Annotated in this window: 12 protein-coding genes; 5 read left to right on the plus strand and 7 right to left on the minus strand. The window is 72.5% G+C overall.

The features are described 5' to 3' along the window. The 3 genes from SMD11_RS35220 to SMD11_RS00865 form a co-directional block, all read right to left on the minus strand. Positions 1 to 9,555 carry an SDR family NAD(P)-dependent oxidoreductase gene (locus SMD11_RS35220; RefSeq protein ID WP_418952398.1) on the minus strand — a complete coding sequence of 3,185 codons (9,555 nt, stop codon included), beginning with the start codon at positions 9,553 to 9,555 and terminating at the stop codon, positions 1 to 3. Positions 9,556 to 9,853: 298 nt separating this feature from the next. After that, positions 9,854 to 10,267 (minus strand): cytochrome P450, encoded by a 414-nt coding sequence (locus SMD11_RS36110; RefSeq protein ID WP_234365828.1) that lies wholly within the window; start codon positions 10,265 to 10,267, stop codon positions 9,854 to 9,856. Between the two features lie 776 nt (positions 10,268 to 11,043). Continuing rightward, the gene (locus SMD11_RS00865; protein ID WP_087924558.1) at positions 11,044 to 11,790 is read right to left on the minus strand and encodes a TetR/AcrR family transcriptional regulator; all 747 of its coding nucleotides are present in this window, start codon (positions 11,788 to 11,790) and stop codon (positions 11,044 to 11,046) included. Positions 11,791 to 11,848: 58 nt separating this feature from the next. On the opposite strand from SMD11_RS00865, the gene SMD11_RS00870 reads away from it, so the two are divergent. The 4 genes from SMD11_RS00870 to SMD11_RS00890 all read left to right on the plus strand — a co-directional run bounded on the left by SMD11_RS00870 (position 11,849) and on the right by SMD11_RS00890 (position 15,463). Further along, positions 11,849 to 12,718, plus strand: coding sequence for an SDR family NAD(P)-dependent oxidoreductase (locus SMD11_RS00870; protein WP_087924559.1), 870 nt, complete (start codon positions 11,849 to 11,851; stop codon positions 12,716 to 12,718). A gap of 316 nt (positions 12,719 to 13,034) precedes the next feature. Then, positions 13,035 to 13,400 (plus strand): hypothetical protein, encoded by a 366-nt coding sequence (locus SMD11_RS00875; RefSeq protein WP_087924560.1) that lies wholly within the window; start codon positions 13,035 to 13,037, stop codon positions 13,398 to 13,400. A gap of 410 nt (positions 13,401 to 13,810) precedes the next feature. After that, positions 13,811 to 14,443: an NUDIX domain-containing protein gene (locus SMD11_RS00880; RefSeq protein ID WP_159395163.1), complete on the plus strand. Its 633-nt coding sequence runs from the start codon at positions 13,811 to 13,813 to the stop codon at positions 14,441 to 14,443. A gap of 456 nt (positions 14,444 to 14,899) precedes the next feature. Beyond that, the gene (locus SMD11_RS00890; RefSeq protein WP_087924563.1) at positions 14,900 to 15,463 is read left to right on the plus strand and encodes a dihydrofolate reductase family protein; all 564 of its coding nucleotides are present in this window, start codon (positions 14,900 to 14,902) and stop codon (positions 15,461 to 15,463) included. Positions 15,464 to 15,927: 464 nt separating this feature from the next. Here SMD11_RS00890 and SMD11_RS00895 read toward each other — a convergent pair whose 3' ends face one another. From SMD11_RS00895 to SMD11_RS00905, 3 genes are read right to left on the minus strand one after another with little or no spacing between them, the layout of a single operon-like run. Beyond that, on the minus strand, positions 15,928 to 16,149 hold the full coding sequence (locus tag SMD11_RS00895) for a helix-turn-helix domain-containing protein (RefSeq protein ID WP_087924564.1): 222 nt from the start codon (positions 16,147 to 16,149) through the stop codon (positions 15,928 to 15,930). Further along, positions 16,149 to 16,640 carry a DUF2975 domain-containing protein gene (locus SMD11_RS00900; protein ID WP_087924565.1) on the minus strand — a complete coding sequence of 164 codons (492 nt, stop codon included), beginning with the start codon at positions 16,638 to 16,640 and terminating at the stop codon, positions 16,149 to 16,151. Before SMD11_RS00900 ends, SMD11_RS00895 begins: the two co-directional genes overlap by 1 nt. Positions 16,641 to 16,672: 32 nt before the next feature. Continuing rightward, positions 16,673 to 17,218 (minus strand): TetR/AcrR family transcriptional regulator, encoded by a 546-nt coding sequence (locus tag SMD11_RS00905; RefSeq protein WP_234365829.1) that lies wholly within the window; start codon positions 17,216 to 17,218, stop codon positions 16,673 to 16,675. A 102-nt stretch (positions 17,219 to 17,320) separates the two neighbouring features. On the opposite strand from SMD11_RS00905, the gene SMD11_RS36115 reads away from it, so the two are divergent. Then, the gene (locus tag SMD11_RS36115; RefSeq protein ID WP_087924566.1) at positions 17,321 to 17,530 is read left to right on the plus strand and encodes a hypothetical protein; all 210 of its coding nucleotides are present in this window, start codon (positions 17,321 to 17,323) and stop codon (positions 17,528 to 17,530) included. A gap of 105 nt (positions 17,531 to 17,635) precedes the next feature. Here the strand turns inward: SMD11_RS36115 and SMD11_RS36120 are convergent, their stop codons facing one another. After that, a complete protein-coding gene (locus SMD11_RS36120) occupies positions 17,636 to 18,025 on the minus strand; it encodes a hypothetical protein (protein WP_234365830.1) in 390 nt (129 codons plus the stop codon). Positions 18,026 to 18,145 lie beyond the last annotated feature (120 nt).

An 18,145-nucleotide genomic window follows, 5' to 3' on the forward strand; every position in this document is an offset into this window, starting at 1 on the left:
CTAGCTCCTCTCCGTGGCACGGCCGGCGGTGCGACCGGTGTCCGATATCGCGTCGTCGAGCACTCCGTCGATCAGCGTGAACATCTCGTCGTCCGTGGCGCCGCTCAGGTCGGGCACCGCGGCCCGCTCGTCGGCGGTGCCGTCCTCCTGGCCGCGCAGCAGGCGCCGCAGTGTCGTAGTGATCACCTCGGGGAGGGGCGCGGACGGAGGCCGCCGGAGCAGGGCCGCCTCCAGCTCCCTCAGGCGGTCCAGCACGACCCGCTCGGCCGGGTCGCCCTCGTCGACACCGAGCGCGTCGCCGAGGTACCGGGCCAGCGCGGCGGCGGTGGGGTGGTCGTAGACCGCGGAGGCCGCCAGCGGCACTCCGGTGTCCGCGCCGAGCAGGTTGCGCAGCCGGACCCCGGCCAGCGAGTCCAGGCCCAGCTCCCGGAACGGCCGGTGCGCGTCCAGGTCTCCGGCCGGCCGGCCCGAAACGACGGCGATCCGGGCGGTGACCAGCTCCAGCAGGACCGACGACCGCCGCTCCGGCGCGGTGGCCGCCAGCCGTTCCCGCAGCGCGCTCGCGGGTTCGGGCCCGGTGTCCGCGCCCACACCCGGCAGTCCGGAGCACAGGCGCCCCGGCCGTGCGGCGGCGAACCGCGGCCAGTCCACGGCACCGGCCACGTACTGCGCCGCACCGCCGGACAGTGCCCGCTCCAGCGCGTCCAGCGCCCGGTCGGCGGGCATCGGCGTGGCGCCGCTGTCCGACCGCGGGCCGACGGGCCAGGACGTGGTCATCCCGGTGTCCAGCCAGGGGCCCCAGGCCAGGCTCGTCGCGGGCAGGCCGCCGGCCTGCCGATGGGCCGCCAGCGCCTCCACGACGGCGTTGGCCGCGGCGTAGTTGCCCTGCCCCGGCGAGCCCGCGGTGCCGGCCAGCGAGGAGCACAGCACGAAGAAGCGCAGCGGATGGCCGGCGGTCAGCTCGTGCAGGAACCGCGCGCCGTCCGCCTTCGCCGCGAAGACACGCGCCAGCCGGTCCTCGGACAGCGCCTCCAGCACCCCGTCGTCGAGCACCCCGGCGGCGTGCACCACACCGGTGAGCGACCGCCCGGCGAGCAGCCCGGCCAGCGCCTCGCGGTCCGCCACGTCGCAGCCGGCGATTTCGACCTCGGTTCCCAGCGCGGTGAGTTCGGCGCGCAGTTCCGTCGCGCCAGGGGTGTCCACGCCCCGGCGGCCGGCCAGCAGCAGGCGGTCCGCGCCCCGGGCCGCCAGCCGGCGGGCGACGTGCGCGCCGATGCCGCCCAGCCCCCCGGTGATCAGCACGGTGCCGAGGGGCTCCGTCGTGGCGGGTTCGGTGCGGGGCACCGGGACCAGTCGCCGGGCGTACAGCCGCCCGCCCCGGATCGCGATCTCGTCCCTGGCGGCCAGCGCGGCGGGCAGCGCGGCCAGGTCCTCCACGGCCGGTCGCGGCGGCAGGTCCACCAGGCCGCCGTGCAGCCGGGGCGCTTCCATGCCCGCGACCCGGACCAGCCCGCACACGGCGGCCTGCTCCGGATGCGGCACGGTGTCCGCCGTGCCGGCCCGTACGGCGCCGCTGGTGATCGACCACAGGGGCGTGTCCGCGCCTCTGGACAGCAGCGCCCGCAGCAGCGCCAGGGTGGCGGCCAGGCCGGTCGGCACCCGCGGCGTGTCCGGGCCCTCGGCCATCGCCAGGAGGGACACGATGCCGCCGCCCGGCAGGTCGGGCAGCAGCCGGTCCCAGTGCTCGCCGTCCACGGCGTCGCCGCGCACGGTGCGGGTCCCTTCGCCCAGCACGCCCGCGACGTCCTCGGTGAGCCGGTCCCAGTCCGTGCCCGGCGGGGCCACCACCAGCCACGGCCCCGGCGCGTCGGCGACCGGGCCGGGGACGGGCAGCGGCGGCCACTCGACACCGTGCAGCAGAGGGTCGGCGGGGGCCCCGTCGTCGTCGGGCAGCCAGAACCGCTGCCGGGTGAACGCGTAGCCGGGCAGTGGCACCGTCCGCCCGCCCGCGCACCAGGCCGCCCAGTCCACGTCGACCCCCCGGGTGTACGCGGCCGCCAACGCCGTCAGCAGGCCGTGCACCTCGTCGGCGTCCTGCCGTAGCACCGGCAGGAAACCGTCCCCGCCCAGCGCCTCCTGGCCGAGCGCGCTGAGCGTCGCGCCCGGTCCCAGCTCCAGGTAGGTGCTGGTGCCGGACGCGTCCAGCGTGCGCAGGCAGTCGTGGAAGCGCACCGGTTCCCGCGTATGCCGGACCCAGTACTCCGGGTCACGAAGCTCTTCGGTGACCCGTGCGCCGGTCACCGAGGACACGACAGGAATCACCGGTGTCCGGAAGTCCAGTCCGGCCAGCACCTCCCGGAGGGGGTCCAGAACCGGGTCCATGTGGTGGGAGTGAAACGCGTGCCGCACCGCCAGGCGGTGCGCGTGGGCCACCCGCCGCGAGATCTCCCGCACCGCGTCCTCGTCCCCGGCGAGCACCACCGAGGCGGGCCCGTTCACCGCGGCCAGCGCCACCCGGTCCTCGCGGCCGCGCAGCAGTTCCGGCACGTCGGCTTCCGGTACCTGGACCGCCACCATCGCGCCCTCGCCACCGAGTTCGCGCATCAGCCGCCCGCGCGCGGCCACCAGTGCGCAAGCGTCGGCCAGCGAGAACACGCCCGCGGCGTGCGCCGCGGCGATTTCGCCGACCGAGTGCCCGGCCACCGCGTCCGGCCGCACCCCCACCGTGGTGAGCAGCCGGAACACCGCCACCTGAACCGCGAACACCGCGGCCTGCGCATGGTCGGTGCGTTCACCGGGTCCGTCCCGGAGGATCTCGGCGAGCGGCCGGTCCAGCAGCGGGTTCAGCTCGGCGGCGATCTCCTGGAAGGCCGCCGCGAACGCCGGTACCCGGTCCCGGAGCGACGTGGCCATGTCCGCGTACTGCACGCCCTGGCCGGGGAACAGGAACGCGGTCGCGCCGTCGGCCGCCACTCCGGTACTGCCGGTCCCGGCCCGCAGCGCGGCGGTCAGCTCGCCGGTGTCCGCGCCGAGCACGACTGTGCGGGCACGCAGCCGGGCCCGCGTGGTGGCCAGCGAGTACGCCACGTCCAGCGCGGACAGTGAGTCGTTCCCGTCCTCGTCGGCCAGCCGGCGGAGCAGGGCCTCGGCCTGCGCGGGCAGCGCCTCCGGGGCGGCCGCGGAGAGCACCCACGGGATCAGCGGCGGAGCCGCGGCGGTCACCGGCTCCGGTTCGGGCTCCGGCTCGGGTTCCTCCAGGATCACGTGCGCGTTGGTGCCGCTGAGGCTGAACGAGGACACCGCCGCCCGGCGCGGACGGTCCACGCGCGGCCAGTCCATCGGCTCGTCCAGCAACCGCACCGCGCCGTCGTCCCAGTTCACGTGCGGGCTCGGGGCATTCAGGTGCAGGGTCTCGGGCAACCGGCCGTGCCGCATGGCCAGCACCATCTTGAGCACACCCGCCAGGCCCGCCGCGGCCTGGGTGTGCCCGAGGTTGGACTTCGCGGACCCGACCAGCACGGGCCGCTCCCGGTCCTGCCCGTAGGTCGCCAGCAGCGCGGTGGCCTCGATCGGGTCGCCGAGCGGGGTTCCGGTGCCGTGCGCCTCCACCGCGTCCACCTCGCCGGGCGCCAGGCCCGCGACGGCCAGCGCGTCCCGGATCACCCGCTGCTGGGCCGATCCGTTCGGCGCGGTCAGCCCGTTGGACGCGCCGTCGGAGTTGAGTGCCGAGCCGCGCAGCACGGCGAGCACCCGGTGGCCCCGTTCGCGCGCGGTCGAAAGCCGCTCCATCACCAGCAGGCCGGCGCCCTCGCTCCACGCGGTGCCCCCCGCGGCCGCGTCGAACGGTCGGCACCGGCCGTCCGCGGCGAGCACCCCCACCTGGGAGAACTCCACGAACAGCGTCGGCGTGGTGAGCACCGTGATGCCACCCGCCAGCGCGACCGTGCACTCACCGGCCCGCAGCGCCTGCGCGGCCTGGTGCATCGCCACCAGCGCGGAGGAACACGCCGTGTCCACCGTGATCGCCGGGCCGTGGAAACCGAACGTGTAGGCCAGCCGCCCCGACGCGACGCTGCCCGCGTTGCCGATCGAGACGTCGCCGGTGAGGTCCTCGGGCGTCCGGTGCGCGCGGCGCGCGTAGTCGTTGCCCATCAGCCCGAGGTAGACACCGGTGCGGGTGCCCCGCAACGCGGTCGGGTCGATCCCGGCGTCCTCCAGCGCGTGCCAGGCCAGTTCCAGCAGGATGCGCTGCTGCGGGTCCATCGAGACCGCCTCGGCCGGGGCGACGCCGAAGAAGCCGTTGTCGAACTCGGCGATCCCGTCCAGGAAGCCGCCGTGCCGCACGTAGCTGCGCCCGCCACGGCCCGGCTCCGGGTGGTAGACCTCCTCCAGGTTCCAGCCGCGATCCGCCGGGAACTCGGTGATCGCGTCCCGCCCGGCGGCCAGCAACTCCCACAGCTCGTCCATGGTGGACACTCCGCCGGGAAGACGGCAGCTCGCGCCGACCAGTACCACCGGGTCGTCCATGTCGTGCGTGCCGGGCCCGGCAACCGGTGCCCGGCCGCCGGGTACCGCGTCGGAGAGCTGCCCGGACAGGTACCCGGCCAGGGCCGTGGGGGTGGGATGGTCGAACACCGCGGTCGCGGGGAGCCGCACCCCGGTCGCGGCGGAGAGCCGGTTACGCAGCTCCACCCCGGACAGCGAGTCGAAGCCGATGTCGCGGAACGCCCGCGCCGGGTCCACCCGGCGCTCCACGCCGAGCACGGAGCCCACCGTGGCCAGCACGAGATCGAGCACCGACCGCTCGCCACCGGAGACGAACACGGGCGCCGCGGCCACGGCGGCCGACCGGGCCGCGCTCCGCCGGACGCCGAGCACCCCGGCCCACACCGGAGCCCGCTCCGGGCCTGCCGCACGCACGCCGGCCAGGTCGAAACGGGCGGGCACGGTGCACGCCAGGTCGGTGCCCAGCGCCGCGTCGAACAGTGCGAGCCCGTGTTCGCGGGACATCGGCACGAGCCCCGTCCGCCGCAGCCGGGCCCGGTCGGTGTCGCCCAGCCGCCCGGTCATGCCGGTGTCCTGCGCCCAAAGTCCCCACGCCATCGACGAAGCGGGCAGTCCCCGCGAGCGGCGGTGCTGCGCCAGCCCGTCCAGCCACGCGTTGGCGGCCGCGTAATTCGCCTGCCCCGGCGTGCCGAGGACCCCGGATACGGAGGAGAACAGCACGAACGCGGCCAGGTCGAGGTGTTCGGTCAGTTCGTGCAGGTTGCGCGCGCCCTCGACCTTCGGCCGCAGCACCGCGTCCAGCCGCTCGGCGGTGAGGGAGCGCACCGTGCCGTCGTCCAGCACCCCCGCGGCGTGGATCACCGCGGTCAGCGGGCGGTGCGCGGGGATCGCCGCCAGCAGCTCGGCGAGGGCGGCCCGGTCGGCGACGTCGCACGCCACGACCGTGATCTCGGCGGTGCCCGTCAGGTCCCCGAGACCGGACTCGGCCGCCGCGCCGCCCCGCCGCCCCGCCAGCACCAGGTGCCGCACCCCGTGCTCGGTGACCAGGTGCCGGGCCAGCTCCCGGCCGAGTACGCCGGTCCCGCCGGTGATCAACACCGTGCCTCCGGCGAGGGCGGGCCGGTCTCCCGTCCGCGTCACCCGGGCCAGCCGCGGCGCGAACGCCTGCCCGCCCCGGACGGCGATCTCCGGCTCACCGGTGCCCAACGCCAGCTCCAGGGCGGAGCCGTCGTCCTCGGGGTCGCCAGGGCGGTCCAGGTCGACCAGCACGAACCGGCCGGGATGTTCGGTGCGTGCCGTGCGGACCAAGCCCCAGACCGCCGCGGCGTCGGGGTCCTGGTCGTCCTCCGGGGCGATCGCGACCGCACCACGGGTCCGCACGATCAGGGGCCCGCCGGTCGCCTTCTCGTCGTCGGTGCCCAAGAACTCGCGGACCCGCGCCAGTGCTTCCTCGGGCCCGGCCACGTCCACGACCGGCCCGTCCACGATCGCCGGGGCGGGCCGCCGCGCGACCGGCACCCAGTCCAGCCGGTGCAGCGCCCGGTCCACGCCCGCCGTCCCCGGCCGCACAGGCCCCACGGGCCGGAGCGCGAGCGCGCTGATCGTGGCCACCGCTTCCCCCGCCGCGTCGGCGAGCGCCACGGCGAACGAGTCGTTGCCCCGCGGAGTCAGCCGCACCCGCAATGCCGTGGCCCCGACCGCGTGGAGTGCGACCCCGCTCCAGGAGAACGGCAACCTCACCGGCGCGTCCCCCGCGTCCAGCAGCAGCGGGTGCAACGCGGCGTCGAGCAGGGCCGGGTGCAGGCCGAACCGCCCGGGATCGACCGGCAGCTCGACCTCGGCCCAACGCTCCGCACCGAGCCGCCAGGCCCGCCGCAACCCCTGGAAGGCCGGCCCGTACTCGTAACCTCGCTCGTCGAGCTGTGCGTACGCGCCGTCGAGGTCGATCTCCTCGGCACCGGCCGGCGGCCACTCCGTCAGGGTCTCGCCGCCGGACCCCGCGGCCCGGAGCGTCCCGGTCGCGCAACGGGTCCACGGCGCGTCCGGCGCGGACCGGGCGTACATCGCCAGCGCGCCCGGGTCCGTCTCGCCGATCGCGATCTGCAACTCGGTCTCGCCCCGCTCGGGCAGCACCAGCGGGCTCTCCAGCACCAGCTCGTCCAGCACCGGCAGCCCCGCCCGCTCACCCGCGTGCAGCGCCAGTTCGGCGAACGCGGCCCCGGGCAGCAGCACGGTGCCGCGCACCCCGTGCTCGGCCAGCCAGGGGTGCCGGGTGAGAGAGAGCCGGCAGGTGGCGACCAGGCCACCGCCGGCGAGCTGGACCACCGAGTCCAGCATCGGATGCCCGGTGACGGGCCCGGAGGCGGCGGTGGGCAGCATCCAGTACCGCTCCTGACGGAACGGGTAGGTCGGCAGCTCCACACCCCGGGCGTCGTCGAACAGCCCGTTCCAGTGCACGTCCAGCCCGTGCACGGCTGCCTCGGCCACCGCCAGCAGGAAGCGGTCGGCACCACCGTCGTCCCGTTTCAGGGTCTCCAGCACCACGCCGCCCTCGTCGTGGTCCTCCTCGTAGTCACCGAGGATCTGCCGCACGCCGCCGGCGAGCACCGGATGCGGGCTCGACTCCAGGAACGTGGTGTGCCCGACGGCGACCAGCCCGCGCACCGTCGCCTCGAACTCGACCGTGGCGCGCAGGTTGCGGTACCAGTAGTCCGCGTCCAGGCCGGTGGTGTCCACCGGACCGCCGGTCACGGTCGAGTGGAAGGGAACCTCGGCCGCCTTCGGAGTCACCGGCGCCAGCAGGTCGCGCAGCTCCGCACGCAGCAGTTCGACCTGCGCCGAATGCGAGGCGTAGTCCACCGGCAACAGGCTCGCCCGTATGTCCTCGGCGACCAGTGCGGCGGCGAACTGTTCGACCGCCTCGACGGTGCCCGAGACCACCGTCGAGCGCGGCCCGTTGACCGCGGCCACCGAGAGCTCCTCGCCCCAGCGGGCCATCGACTCCTCGACCGCCGCTCTCGGCAGCCCCACCGACAGCATCCGGCCCGTACCGGAGAGCGCCCGCAATGCCCGGCTGCGCAGCGTGACGATCCGCGCCCCGTCGTCCAGGGACAGCGCGCCGGCCACGGTCGCGGCCGCGATCTCGCCCTGGGAGTGGCCCACCACCGCGGCCGGTCGCACTCCGTGCGCCCGCCAGAGTCCGGCCAGCGACACCATGACCGCCCACAGCGCGGGCTGCACCACGTCCACCCGGAGCAGCGCGTCCGCGTCGGTGAGCACGTCGCCCAGGTTCCATTCCACGTACGGCGCCATCGCGTCCTGACAGGCCGCCATGTGCCCGGCGAAGACCGGGCTGGACTCCAGCAGTTCCGTGGCCATCCCGGTCCACTGCGTGCCCTGGCCGGGGAACAACAGCACCGGACCGGTGTCCCGGCAGGGTGACCCGACGACCGTGCCCGGTGCCGAGCCGCCCTCGGCGAGCGCGTCCAGTCCGTGCACCAACGATTCCCGGTCCCGGCCGACGACGGCGGCCCGGTGCTCGAACCGGCCCCGGCCGGTCGCCAGCGTGAATCCCGCGTCCAGCAGGCCGACCCGGTCCGGGCGGAGCCGCTCGGCCAGCCGGCCGGCCTGCTCCCGCAGTGCCTCCGCCGACCGTGCGGACAGCAGCAGCGGCACCGCGGACGCCGGTCGCGGTGGCGCGGCGGGCGCGGGTTCCGGCGCCTGTTCCAGGATCACATGGGCGTTGGTGCCGCTGATGCCGAACGAGGACACCCCGGCCCGGCGCGGGAGTCCGGTCTCCGGCCACGGCGTGTCCTCCGCGAGCGGGGTGACCCTGCCGGACTCCCAGTCCACGTGCGGGCTGGGCTCGGTCAGGTGCAGGATGCGCGGCAGCACGCCGTCGCGCATGGCGTGCACCATCTTGAGGATGCCCGCCGCCCCGGCAGCGGCCTGCGTGTGCCCGATGTTCGACTTGACCGACCCCACCAGCAGCGAGCGCGCCCGCTGCGAGCCGTGCACCGCCAGCAGCGCCCGTGCCTCGATCGGGTCGCCGAGCATGGTGCCCGTGCCGTGCGCCTCCACCGCGTCGACGTCCGCCTCGGACAGTCCGGCGTCGGCCAGCGCCGCCCGCAGCACCCGTTCCTGAGCCGGCCCGCTGGGCGCGGAGAGCCCGTTGGAGGCCCCGTCCGAGTTGACCGCGGTGCCGCGCACCAGCGCGTGCACGGTGTGCCCGTGGCGCAGGGCGTCGGAGAGCCGTTCCAGCACCAGCATTCCGACGCCCTCGGACCAGGCCGTACCGTCCGCCGTCGCGGAGAACGGCTTGCACCGGCCGTCCGGGGCGAGGCCGCGCAGCCGCGAGAACTCCACGAACATCTCCGGGGTCGCCATCACCGTCACCCCGCCGGACAGGGCCAGGTCGCACTCGCCGAGACGCAGCGACTGCACCGCGAGATGAGTGGTCACCAACGAAGAGGAGCAGCCGGTGTCCACCGTGACCGCGGGCCCGGTGAGGCCGAGCACGTAGGCCACTCGGCCGGACACCACGCTGGAGGTGTTCCCGGTGATCAGGTACCCCTCCAGCCCGTCCGGGACGGTGTGCACCCGGGGCGCGTAGTCGTGCATCATCGAGCCGGCGAACACGGCCGTGCGGCTGCCCCGCAGCGAGGTGGGATCGATGGCCGCGTGCTCCAGGGCCTCCCACGCCGTCGTGAGCAGGAGGCGCTGCTGCGGATCGGTGGTCAACGCCTCGCGGGCGGAGAGCCCGAAGAACTCGGCGTCGAAATGGCCGGCGTCGTAGAGGAAGCCGCCGTGCCGGACGTAGGAGGTACCGGGCCGGTCCGGGTCGGGATCGTAGAGGGCCGCCAGGTCCCAGCCCCGGTCGTCCGGTAACTCGCCGATCGCGTCGATCCCGTCCCTGGCCACCTGCCAGAGCCCTGCCGGGGCGGTTATTCCGCCCGGGTATCGGCACGCCATTCCCACAATCGCGATCGGTTCGCCCGGCATCCGGTGCCCTCCCAGAGAAGTTTGGACTTTGTCGGCTACCATGGGCACAAGATCATTAACCGAACTCGCGACCATCTAACCAAACGCCGATAAATCGAGGTGCGTCAATATGGTCAGCACCCAGGCCCATTCCACACAACACTTCCAGGCGACCAAAATCTGGGACTTTCACTAGACCCTTCGGCCTGTTGCCAAGAATTTCCACCACTACCGCGGCACGTAGCAGGTCCCGCTGAATGCTGCTACCCGTCGGATGCGAGACAGACATTCCGCCGCACAACAAAATGAACTGTCTCTCCCTCAACTCGGTAAACGCATGACTGACGGCCGGCGGTTTTTGTCTCCGTCACCAAGCGACCGGGAGCGCCGATACCGAGAACGCGGAGCCGTTGACGAAGCGCAGTTCGTCGCGTGGCGTGGCCAGGCGGAGAGTGGGGACGCGCCGGAACAGAGTGCCGAGGACGATGCGCAGCTCCAGCCGTGCCAGATTCCTGCCGAGGCACTGGTGCGGTCCCGAGCCGAAAGCCAGGTGCCCGCGCTTGTCCCTGGTGACATCGAACGTGTCCGGGTCGGCGAAGGCTTCGGGGTCGCGGTCGGCGGCGGCGGACAGGGCGGCCACGCCCTCACCCGCCCGTATCAGAGTGCCGCCGATCTCGACGTCCGCCGTGGCGCGGCGAATCAGGGACAGCTGGGCGATGGAGAAGAACCTCAGCAGTTCCTCCACCGCCGCCGGGGTCAGGCCCGGCGGCGGCCAGCACATCGTCGAGCGGACCGTCGACGACGCGCTGGACCTTGGGGCACATTTCTCGTATGCGGCGGATGGTGAACTCACCGGCGACCGCACGACGGGCGGGGCCGTGCTCGGGTGGGTCCATCTCGATCAGCGAGGGCCTGAAGCCGGGGAACACGGTCTCGCCGACGCGCGTCCACGGGAAATCCGGGTGCGAGCGGTCGGAGCCGAACCGGGCGTCGCCGAGCACAGCGCGGACGTCTTCATGGCGCGCGGCGACGAACACGGTGCGTCCGCTCGGGCCTGTCAGCCTGGGCAGGCCGGGGTGCTCGCGCAGGCCGGCATACTCCGGTGGCGGGGAGAACGGGCAGGTCCGGGACATCGGCCAAGTCTCGGCTCGCAGCGGGCTCTTGTCGCGCATGGTCACCACCTCGACTCTTTCGGAAGTCAAGGACAACCGTATTACTGGTGGTACCCGCATTTCCCTAGATCCCGTTGCGGTCGGAATTCAGCCGTCCGTCCGTCTCACCTGGGGGAAGCCGCGCCTGTGCCGACGCCGGGCCTGATGCGTGCCCGGATCTTGGACAGGGGATCGGGTGAACGGCCATGGGCGCGACCGTCCATGATCACGTGATTCCCCTCGCCCGATCGTGAAGGTCGCGCCCGCACGTCATCCTGCCCGGCCCTGCCCGACTCGCGCCGACCCGCCGAGCAAAAGGGCCTCCGCACGGGACAGATGACGCACGGAGTCCGGCGGTCGCGCACCGCCGCGGCCCGACTCAACCGGTCCTTGCCCGCCGCTCGCCCTACTCGGCCGCGTTGCCGGCACTGCCGGCGCGGTAGCCCCGAAGCAGTGCGCTCAGGATGCCGGTCAGCCGGGGGGCGACGTCGACGACGGCGTGGGCGAGATCCGGGTCCGACTCGTAAAGGCGGCGCAGTGCGGTTCCCGGGGCGGCCATCTGCCACAGGGCTCCTGCCATCGCCGCGGCCGTGGCGACGACGTCGCCGGCCTGCGCCGGGCTCAGCCCGATCACCCGGCGCAGCGCCTCGCCCACGGCCTCGACCTCGGCGATGGCGATCAGCTTGAAGGACCGGACGCTTTCCAGCGAGACGTTGTGCTCCAGAGTCATCGGCGTGTGAGCGAGCAGGTCGCAGAACAGGGGGCGTGCGACCAGCGACTCGGCCAGCAGACCGGCGGCCGCGCGCAGGCGGGACTCCTGGTCCGCGCTGTTCGCGGCACGCGCGGAGTCCTCGCCGCCGTCGCCGCCCTCGCCGCCCGCGCCGGGCAAGGTGGCGGCGAGCTGCTCACGTACCTCCTGCGACCACTCCACCCACCCGGCGGCGGCCAGGCGGAGGAAGATCTCTTCCCGGGTCTCGAAGTAGCGGAGCATCGCCGACTTGTGCATGCCGACCCCTGCCGCGATGTCGGTCAAGGTCACCGCTCGGATGCCGTTCACCGTGGCCAGGCGGGCCGCCGCGTCGAGGATCGCGGCTTCGCGGGCGCGCTTGGCCTCGGGGCTCCGGGCTCTTGTGGGCTGACTGCGGCTGACCATGCGGACATTCTAACGCAACGAGGTTGCGCTATTAACGCAACCATGTTTTGCTATCCGCATGGCAACCCAGACCCAGACGTGGTTCATCACCGGTTCCTCCCGCGGCTTAGGCCGCTCCCTCGCGGTCGCCGCCCTGGAAGCGGGCGACCAGGTCGCCGCCACTGCCCGTAAGCCGGAACAACTCGCCGATCTGGTCGAGCGGTTCGGCGACAAGGTCCTCCCGGTCGCGCTCGACGTGACCGACGCCGCCGCGGCCACGGCCGCGCTCCACGCCGCCCGTGACCGCTTCGGCCGCATCGACGTGGTCGTCAACAACGCCGGCTACGCGAACGTCGCCCCGGTCGAGACGGCTCCGGAGGACGACTTCCGCCGCCAGTTCGAGACGAACTTCTGGGGCGTGTACAACGTCTCCAAGGCAGCACTCCCACTGCTGAAGGCCCAGGGCGGCGGCATCGTCGTCCAGTTCTCCTCCATCGGCGGCCGGGTGGGCGGCAGCGCCGGCCTGGGGTCCTACCAGGCGGCCAAGTTCGCCGTCGACGGCCTCACCCGCGTACTCGCCGCCGAGACCGCGCCGTTCGGCATCCGATACCTGGTCGTCGAACCCAGCGGCTTCGCCACCGACTGGGCCGGAGCCTCCATGGACGTCCAGGACGTCCCCCCGGAGTACCAGGCGACCGTCGGCGCCTTCCACGACCGGGCTCGCGGCAGCCGCACCGCCGGCGACCCGGACCGCGCCGCCGACATCCTGGTACGCGTGGTCAAGCGCGACCACCTCCCCACCCACCTGCCCCTGGGCGCGAACGCGGCCCGGATGGCCCTCGACCACTCACGGCACCAGATCGCCGAGGCCGAAGGCTGGCAGGCCGTCTCCGTCTCCGCCGACTTCGGCGCGCGGCACCCCGTCGAGTTCCCGGCGGACACCGAGTAGACCGGCCGGATTCGCACACTTCGACCGGAACACCAGCGTCTTGGCCGTACGACATCGCACTACGACCTGCGCCGTCCCGCCGCGCACCTTCCCGATCCTGGGCCGCGCGCCGCCACCGACGGCGCCACCGCGAAGAACGATCCGCACGGGCCCTTCGAAATCGGCCGCCGCGAAACGCGGCGTGAGGCTCCCGCGCTTCCTCGACCCGGAACCGCTCACTGCGACCTGCCGACAGCGGGCGCAGAAGTGCCCCTCCCCCTCATCCCCACCGTTCCCCACAAAAGCGCCTCACCACTTGGACTTCACGGAGGTACTCATGGCTCTTCGCATCAAATCCATCCTCACGATCGGCGTCTCGGCGTCGGCACTCTCGATGACACTTCTCGCCGGCCCCGCGTCGGCCGACGGCCCCGGCACACGGCAGCCGGGTGAACCGGTCTGCGTGAACGGATCCGCGTGCTTCTACGAGACCCCTTGGGAGGGGAGAACCTCGTGGCACACCAACCCTGGGTCGGGCTGCGTCACGCTTCCTTTCCCCGCCTACGGAGTGTTCAACCTGACTGACAAACGGCTCGACATGTACAGCAACGCCGACTGCACGGGCACTGTCCTTTCGGAGCCGGCCAACGACTTCCACACCTGGCAGTCCCAGGCACCGCGGTTGAGCTTCCGAGCAGTCTGACAGCGAACGCCACCCTCGGCTCCGCAAGAGAAGTTGCTGTGACGAGACCGTGGAGGCCCATAAGATTCCGTGGCTTCCACGGCCCCTCACACGACAGGCCAGTCGCTCGACGCGGACACGGACGACAACCCGGCGCTCCCGCATGCCCGGGAGTCGCCGCGTGCCCAGGCCGCTCGAGAAGTCCGCCCACGGCGTCGCCGTGGAGGACCCTGTGTGGTGGTGCGCGCCTCCGCACAGCCGCCCGGAGCCGGATGTGCAGGGTCCTGTGGCCCCTGCGTCCGTGGGATGTCCGGGAGGCAGAGGCACGGCCGCCGGCCGGTGACGGCGCACGCGGCCAGGAGGTCGGCCGGCCACGGCATGCCGCGTTCTACCGGATGGACGTCCTCAACCGGGCATGGCTCCATGTCTGCATGCCAACCCAGACCGTGACCTTCTCCGCGGTACCCCCGTTGAATGTCGGATACTCCGAATCGCGTATCAGCCGGATCATCGCGTCAAGGGAGACAAGTGTCCTGGCAAAGGGAGGCGGCACGTTGACAAAACACCCGCAGCTACCGCGCGAGGAATGGCTCGCCCGCCGCGCGCAGATCCTCGGCTGCGCCGCATCCTTGATCCATGACGCCGAACACCGGATCATGCTGCTCCACACCTCGTGGACGGACGAGTGGCAGCTCCCGGGAGGTGGCCACGACGAGGGTGAGGATCTGTGGCAGACGGCTGTGCGGGAGACCTACGAGGAAACCGGGCTGGCCATGCCGGACGAGCCCGAACTGCTGGCTGTCGACTGGGGTCTGCACCCCGAGGGCATCCCTGAGATCTTCACGCTGTTCAAGGGCCCACTCGTTGACGCGAGCACCATCGAGGTGACTCTGTCCGACGAGCACGACGCCTGGCGCATGCTCACCGCCCAGGAATGGGTCCCGCTCGTGCATCCAGAACAGGCTCGGGTCCTGACCATCGCCAACGACGTCCTGCACGGCGGACGGTGCCCCTATCTCCGCGAAGCCAGCCACCTGGCGGACACCCGAAAGCGGACTCGGTAGCTTCGATCCCCGTCCGACGCGTCTCGCCGTCGCCGTGCACTCCGTCGACGACCCCTGCGACTTCTGGCATGGCCGGGCATTCAGCCAATGGCTCGGAAGGCGCCTCGACGGCAACAGCCCGCTCGACTGGGCTTCCGACATCGAGCGCAATACCCCCACCGGCTCCACCCCGGTCCAGGAGTTCTTCCGGCTTCTCGGCATGTATCGCCAGGACACAGCTGTAGGGGCTCGCCGCCGATGACATGTCGATCTTCTGTGACCTGCTGATTCTCTGTTGTCTCACCACGATGTCACCCAAGATCAGTCTCAGCTCGATGCCCTTTCCTGGCGGAACGATGAGTCTGCGGCTGAGCCACCGAGCACGAGAACCACATGTGAGCTCAGATCGCGCACCGATGGGTTTCCCGCGCCGTGTCGGTCTGTACGCGTGAGACCGACTCACGGAAAGCTGGCGCCATGCGGAAACTGATCTACGGCATGAACCTGACCCTGGACGGCTACATCGCCGCGCCCGGCGACGACATCGGCTGGAGCGTGCCGAGCGACGAGCTGTTCCAGTTCTGGTCCGACCAGTTGCAGGCGACCGACCTGTCGCTGTACGGGCGCAAACTGTGGCAGACGATGAGCTCCTACTGGCCGACCGGCGACCAGCGGCCCAACGCCACCCCGGCGGAGATCGAGTTCGCGCGCCGCTGGCGGGACATGTCGAAGGTGGTGTTCTCGTCGACGACCGACAAGGTCGACTGGAACACCCGCCTGGTCACCGGCGACGCGGTCCCCGAGATCACCCGGCTCAAGGCCGAGGACGGCGGCCCGATGGACATCGGCGGCGCGACGCTCGCCGGGGCGGCCATGCGGGCCGGGCTGATCGACGAGTACGTGCTGGCCACCGCGCCGGTCCTGGTGGGCGGCGGCACGCCGTTCTTCACCGCGCTGGACAACTGGGTGAACCTCGACCTGGTGGAGACGCGGACGCTTCCCTGCGGCGTGATCCTGACCAGGTACGAAACGAGGCGCTGAGCGCCCGTCCTGGGTGACCCGGACTACCGCCCGGGTCGCCGTCACCAAGATCGCACTGCGGTCGAAGGAATCACTGGCCCTGCTGCGCGTCCACGGAGATTTGCTGTTCCTCTACACCAGGTACTGGCCGGACGGCGTCCGGGATCCGGCCGGTCCGGCGCCGCCCTCCTCGGTGAAGGTGCGGCCGCAGTTGCCCCGTGGTGGTCGCCGGCCGCACGGGAAAGCTCACCGTGGTCACCCCGGACACGGGCCCCTCCGGACACCCGGCGGGCCGTCTGCGACTGAGCGGCACCCGCGCGGGCCTGCTCCACGACGGCTGCGCGAACCCTGGCCGGCCGGGCACGCCACGGTCGCCAGGGCCGCTCACCGCGCCGATGCGGCGGCGTTGCCCGGGGACCCTGGTGGCCACCTGCGGATTGGTCAATGGCAGGCGGGACCGGCGATGACGCGTCGGCCGGCACGGTTCATTCGCCCGCGGGGTCCTCGGCCTCCCAGCGGAGCAGGTCGCCCGGCTGGCACTCGAGCACCTCGCAGAGCGCGGCGAGTGTCGCGAAGCGCACCGCCTTGGCGCGGCCGTTCTTGAGTACCGCCAGGTTGGCGGGCGTGATCCCTACGCGGTCCGCGAGTTCGCCCACGGACATCTTCCGTCTGGCCAGCATCACGTCGATGTCGACGGCGATCGGCATCAGATCACCTCGTCCAACTCGGCCTGCATCCGGGCCGCTTCGGCGTCGCGGGCGACGGCCTGGGCGAGCAGCATCCGCAGTACGAGCACGATGAGCGCGACTCCCAGGACGGCCACGCCGATCCCGCCCATGATGACAGTGACGCCCGGGTCGTCCCGCTGGCCGGGCGCGTTGAGGGCCGTGACCGCGAACCACACGAGAGCAGCCGCGACGATCGCGCCGATCATGACGTCCACGTACCGGAAGGCGGCGTGGGAGAACACGGTTCCGCGTCGCACCATCGTCACCAGCCGCCATACACAGACCAGGGCGACCTGGGCCGTCCCGATGCCCAGGATCGTCATCACGCGCAGCGCGGTCAGCGGGAGCGACCCGTCCTCCGGGTCACTCCCGCTGACCAGCGCCCACGCCATCAATGCCTGTACGAACACGGTGCCTGTGAGCACCACCACGAGCACGGCGCGCAGCGCGCGCACTGTCAGCTTTCCCATGACCCATCTTTCCATCGATTTACGATGAGAATCTATCGAATCTCGATAGGTGAAGCAAGGGCTGAGCCGAAGAGTGGGCGGCCGTATCGCAGCGTGGCGGGATGTCGCCGCCCGTCGAGAGATGCTTCTACCGCAGCCATCGCGGCGTTGGTGATCATGTCGTGGCAGGTCTCGCCCAGCGCCGGATCCGCGTCGCGCATCAGGGACGCCGCCAGTCCGCGGTTGGTCACGGCGTGCGTGCCGACGGCGCGCAGCCAGGTGGACAGGGCCTGACCCGGGCCGGGTGCGGTGAGCAGTTCGCCGGCCTTCACGCACAGAGTTTCCACCCGGCCCTTGAAGACCGCTTCCAGGAGCACCTGCCGGGAGGGGAAGTGGCGATGGAGGGTGGCCGAGCCGACTCCGGCACGGCGAGCGACCTCCTCCAGGGAGGCGTCGGCGCCGTGCTCGGCGATCAGGGTCCCGGCGGACCGGCACCTTGACGAGAGGCTGCCGGTGAACCTGGTCAGCAAGTGGCGGATCGAGCAGCACATCGCGGCGCTCGGCCTGCCCGCGACGATCCTGACGCCGGTTTCCTTCATGGAGAACTTCACCGGCGGATACGCGCTGCGGAACGGGACTCTGTCCACCGGGCCGGCGCCGGAGGTGCCGCAGCAGATCATGGCCGTCGACGATGTCGCGCCGTGGCCGTGCTGGCGTTCTCCCGGCCGAAGGAGTGGATCGGCCGGGCGGTCTCCCCGGCGGGAGACGAACTCACGCCGGTTCAGATCGCCGCGGCCATCGGCAAGGCACTCGGCATACCGCTGCCCTACGTTCAAGTCCCGATCGACGCGATCCGGGCCCTCAACGAGGACGTCGCCTACGCCAACGAGTGGACGCGTGAGCGCCCGTAACCCCGACCTCGGACGCATCGGAATCTGGGCGGGGGACTTCGACCGCCTCCCCGCAACCGGGATCCGTAAAGCCGCCGGCATGACCGACGGCGCGGCCGTGGGCCACTAGTGCGTCGACCAGCCGGTCAACAGCCTGCCGGCCGTGTGGCCGTGTTCGGCGAACGCCGCGGCCACCTCGTCCCGCCCCGCACCCGCCGCGAGCAGCAGCCGCAGCAGCACCCTGGCCTTGTACGGGTCGAGCAACCCTCCGTTGATCAGCCCGCGTTGCTGTAGGTCGGTCTCCGAGCCGGGCCCGGCGTAGGTGTGCCGCAGCACCGGGCCGCTGCCCGTACGAGAGGTCAGGACGACCGGGATGCGGGCGGCGAGCGCACCCAGCACGGGTGCGAGGGAAGCGGGCACGTGCCCGACGCCGAAGCCGGCCACCACCAGGCCGCCGTACGTCTCGGCGAGTCCTGCCAGCTGAGCCCCGTCGTCGTCGAGCGTGACGCAGTGCAAGGCCCACGCGGGCGGCGTCGATCCGTGCGCTGTCGCAACCGGCAGGCAGGACAGTGGAACGGCGGGGCGGGGCGGCCAGGATCCGCGCCTCGCCCTCGATGACGTGACCCACCGGGCCGG

Source organism: Streptomyces albireticuli (assembly GCF_002192455.1).
Taxonomy (GTDB): Bacteria; Actinomycetota; Actinomycetes; order Streptomycetales; family Streptomycetaceae; genus Streptomyces; species Streptomyces albireticuli_B.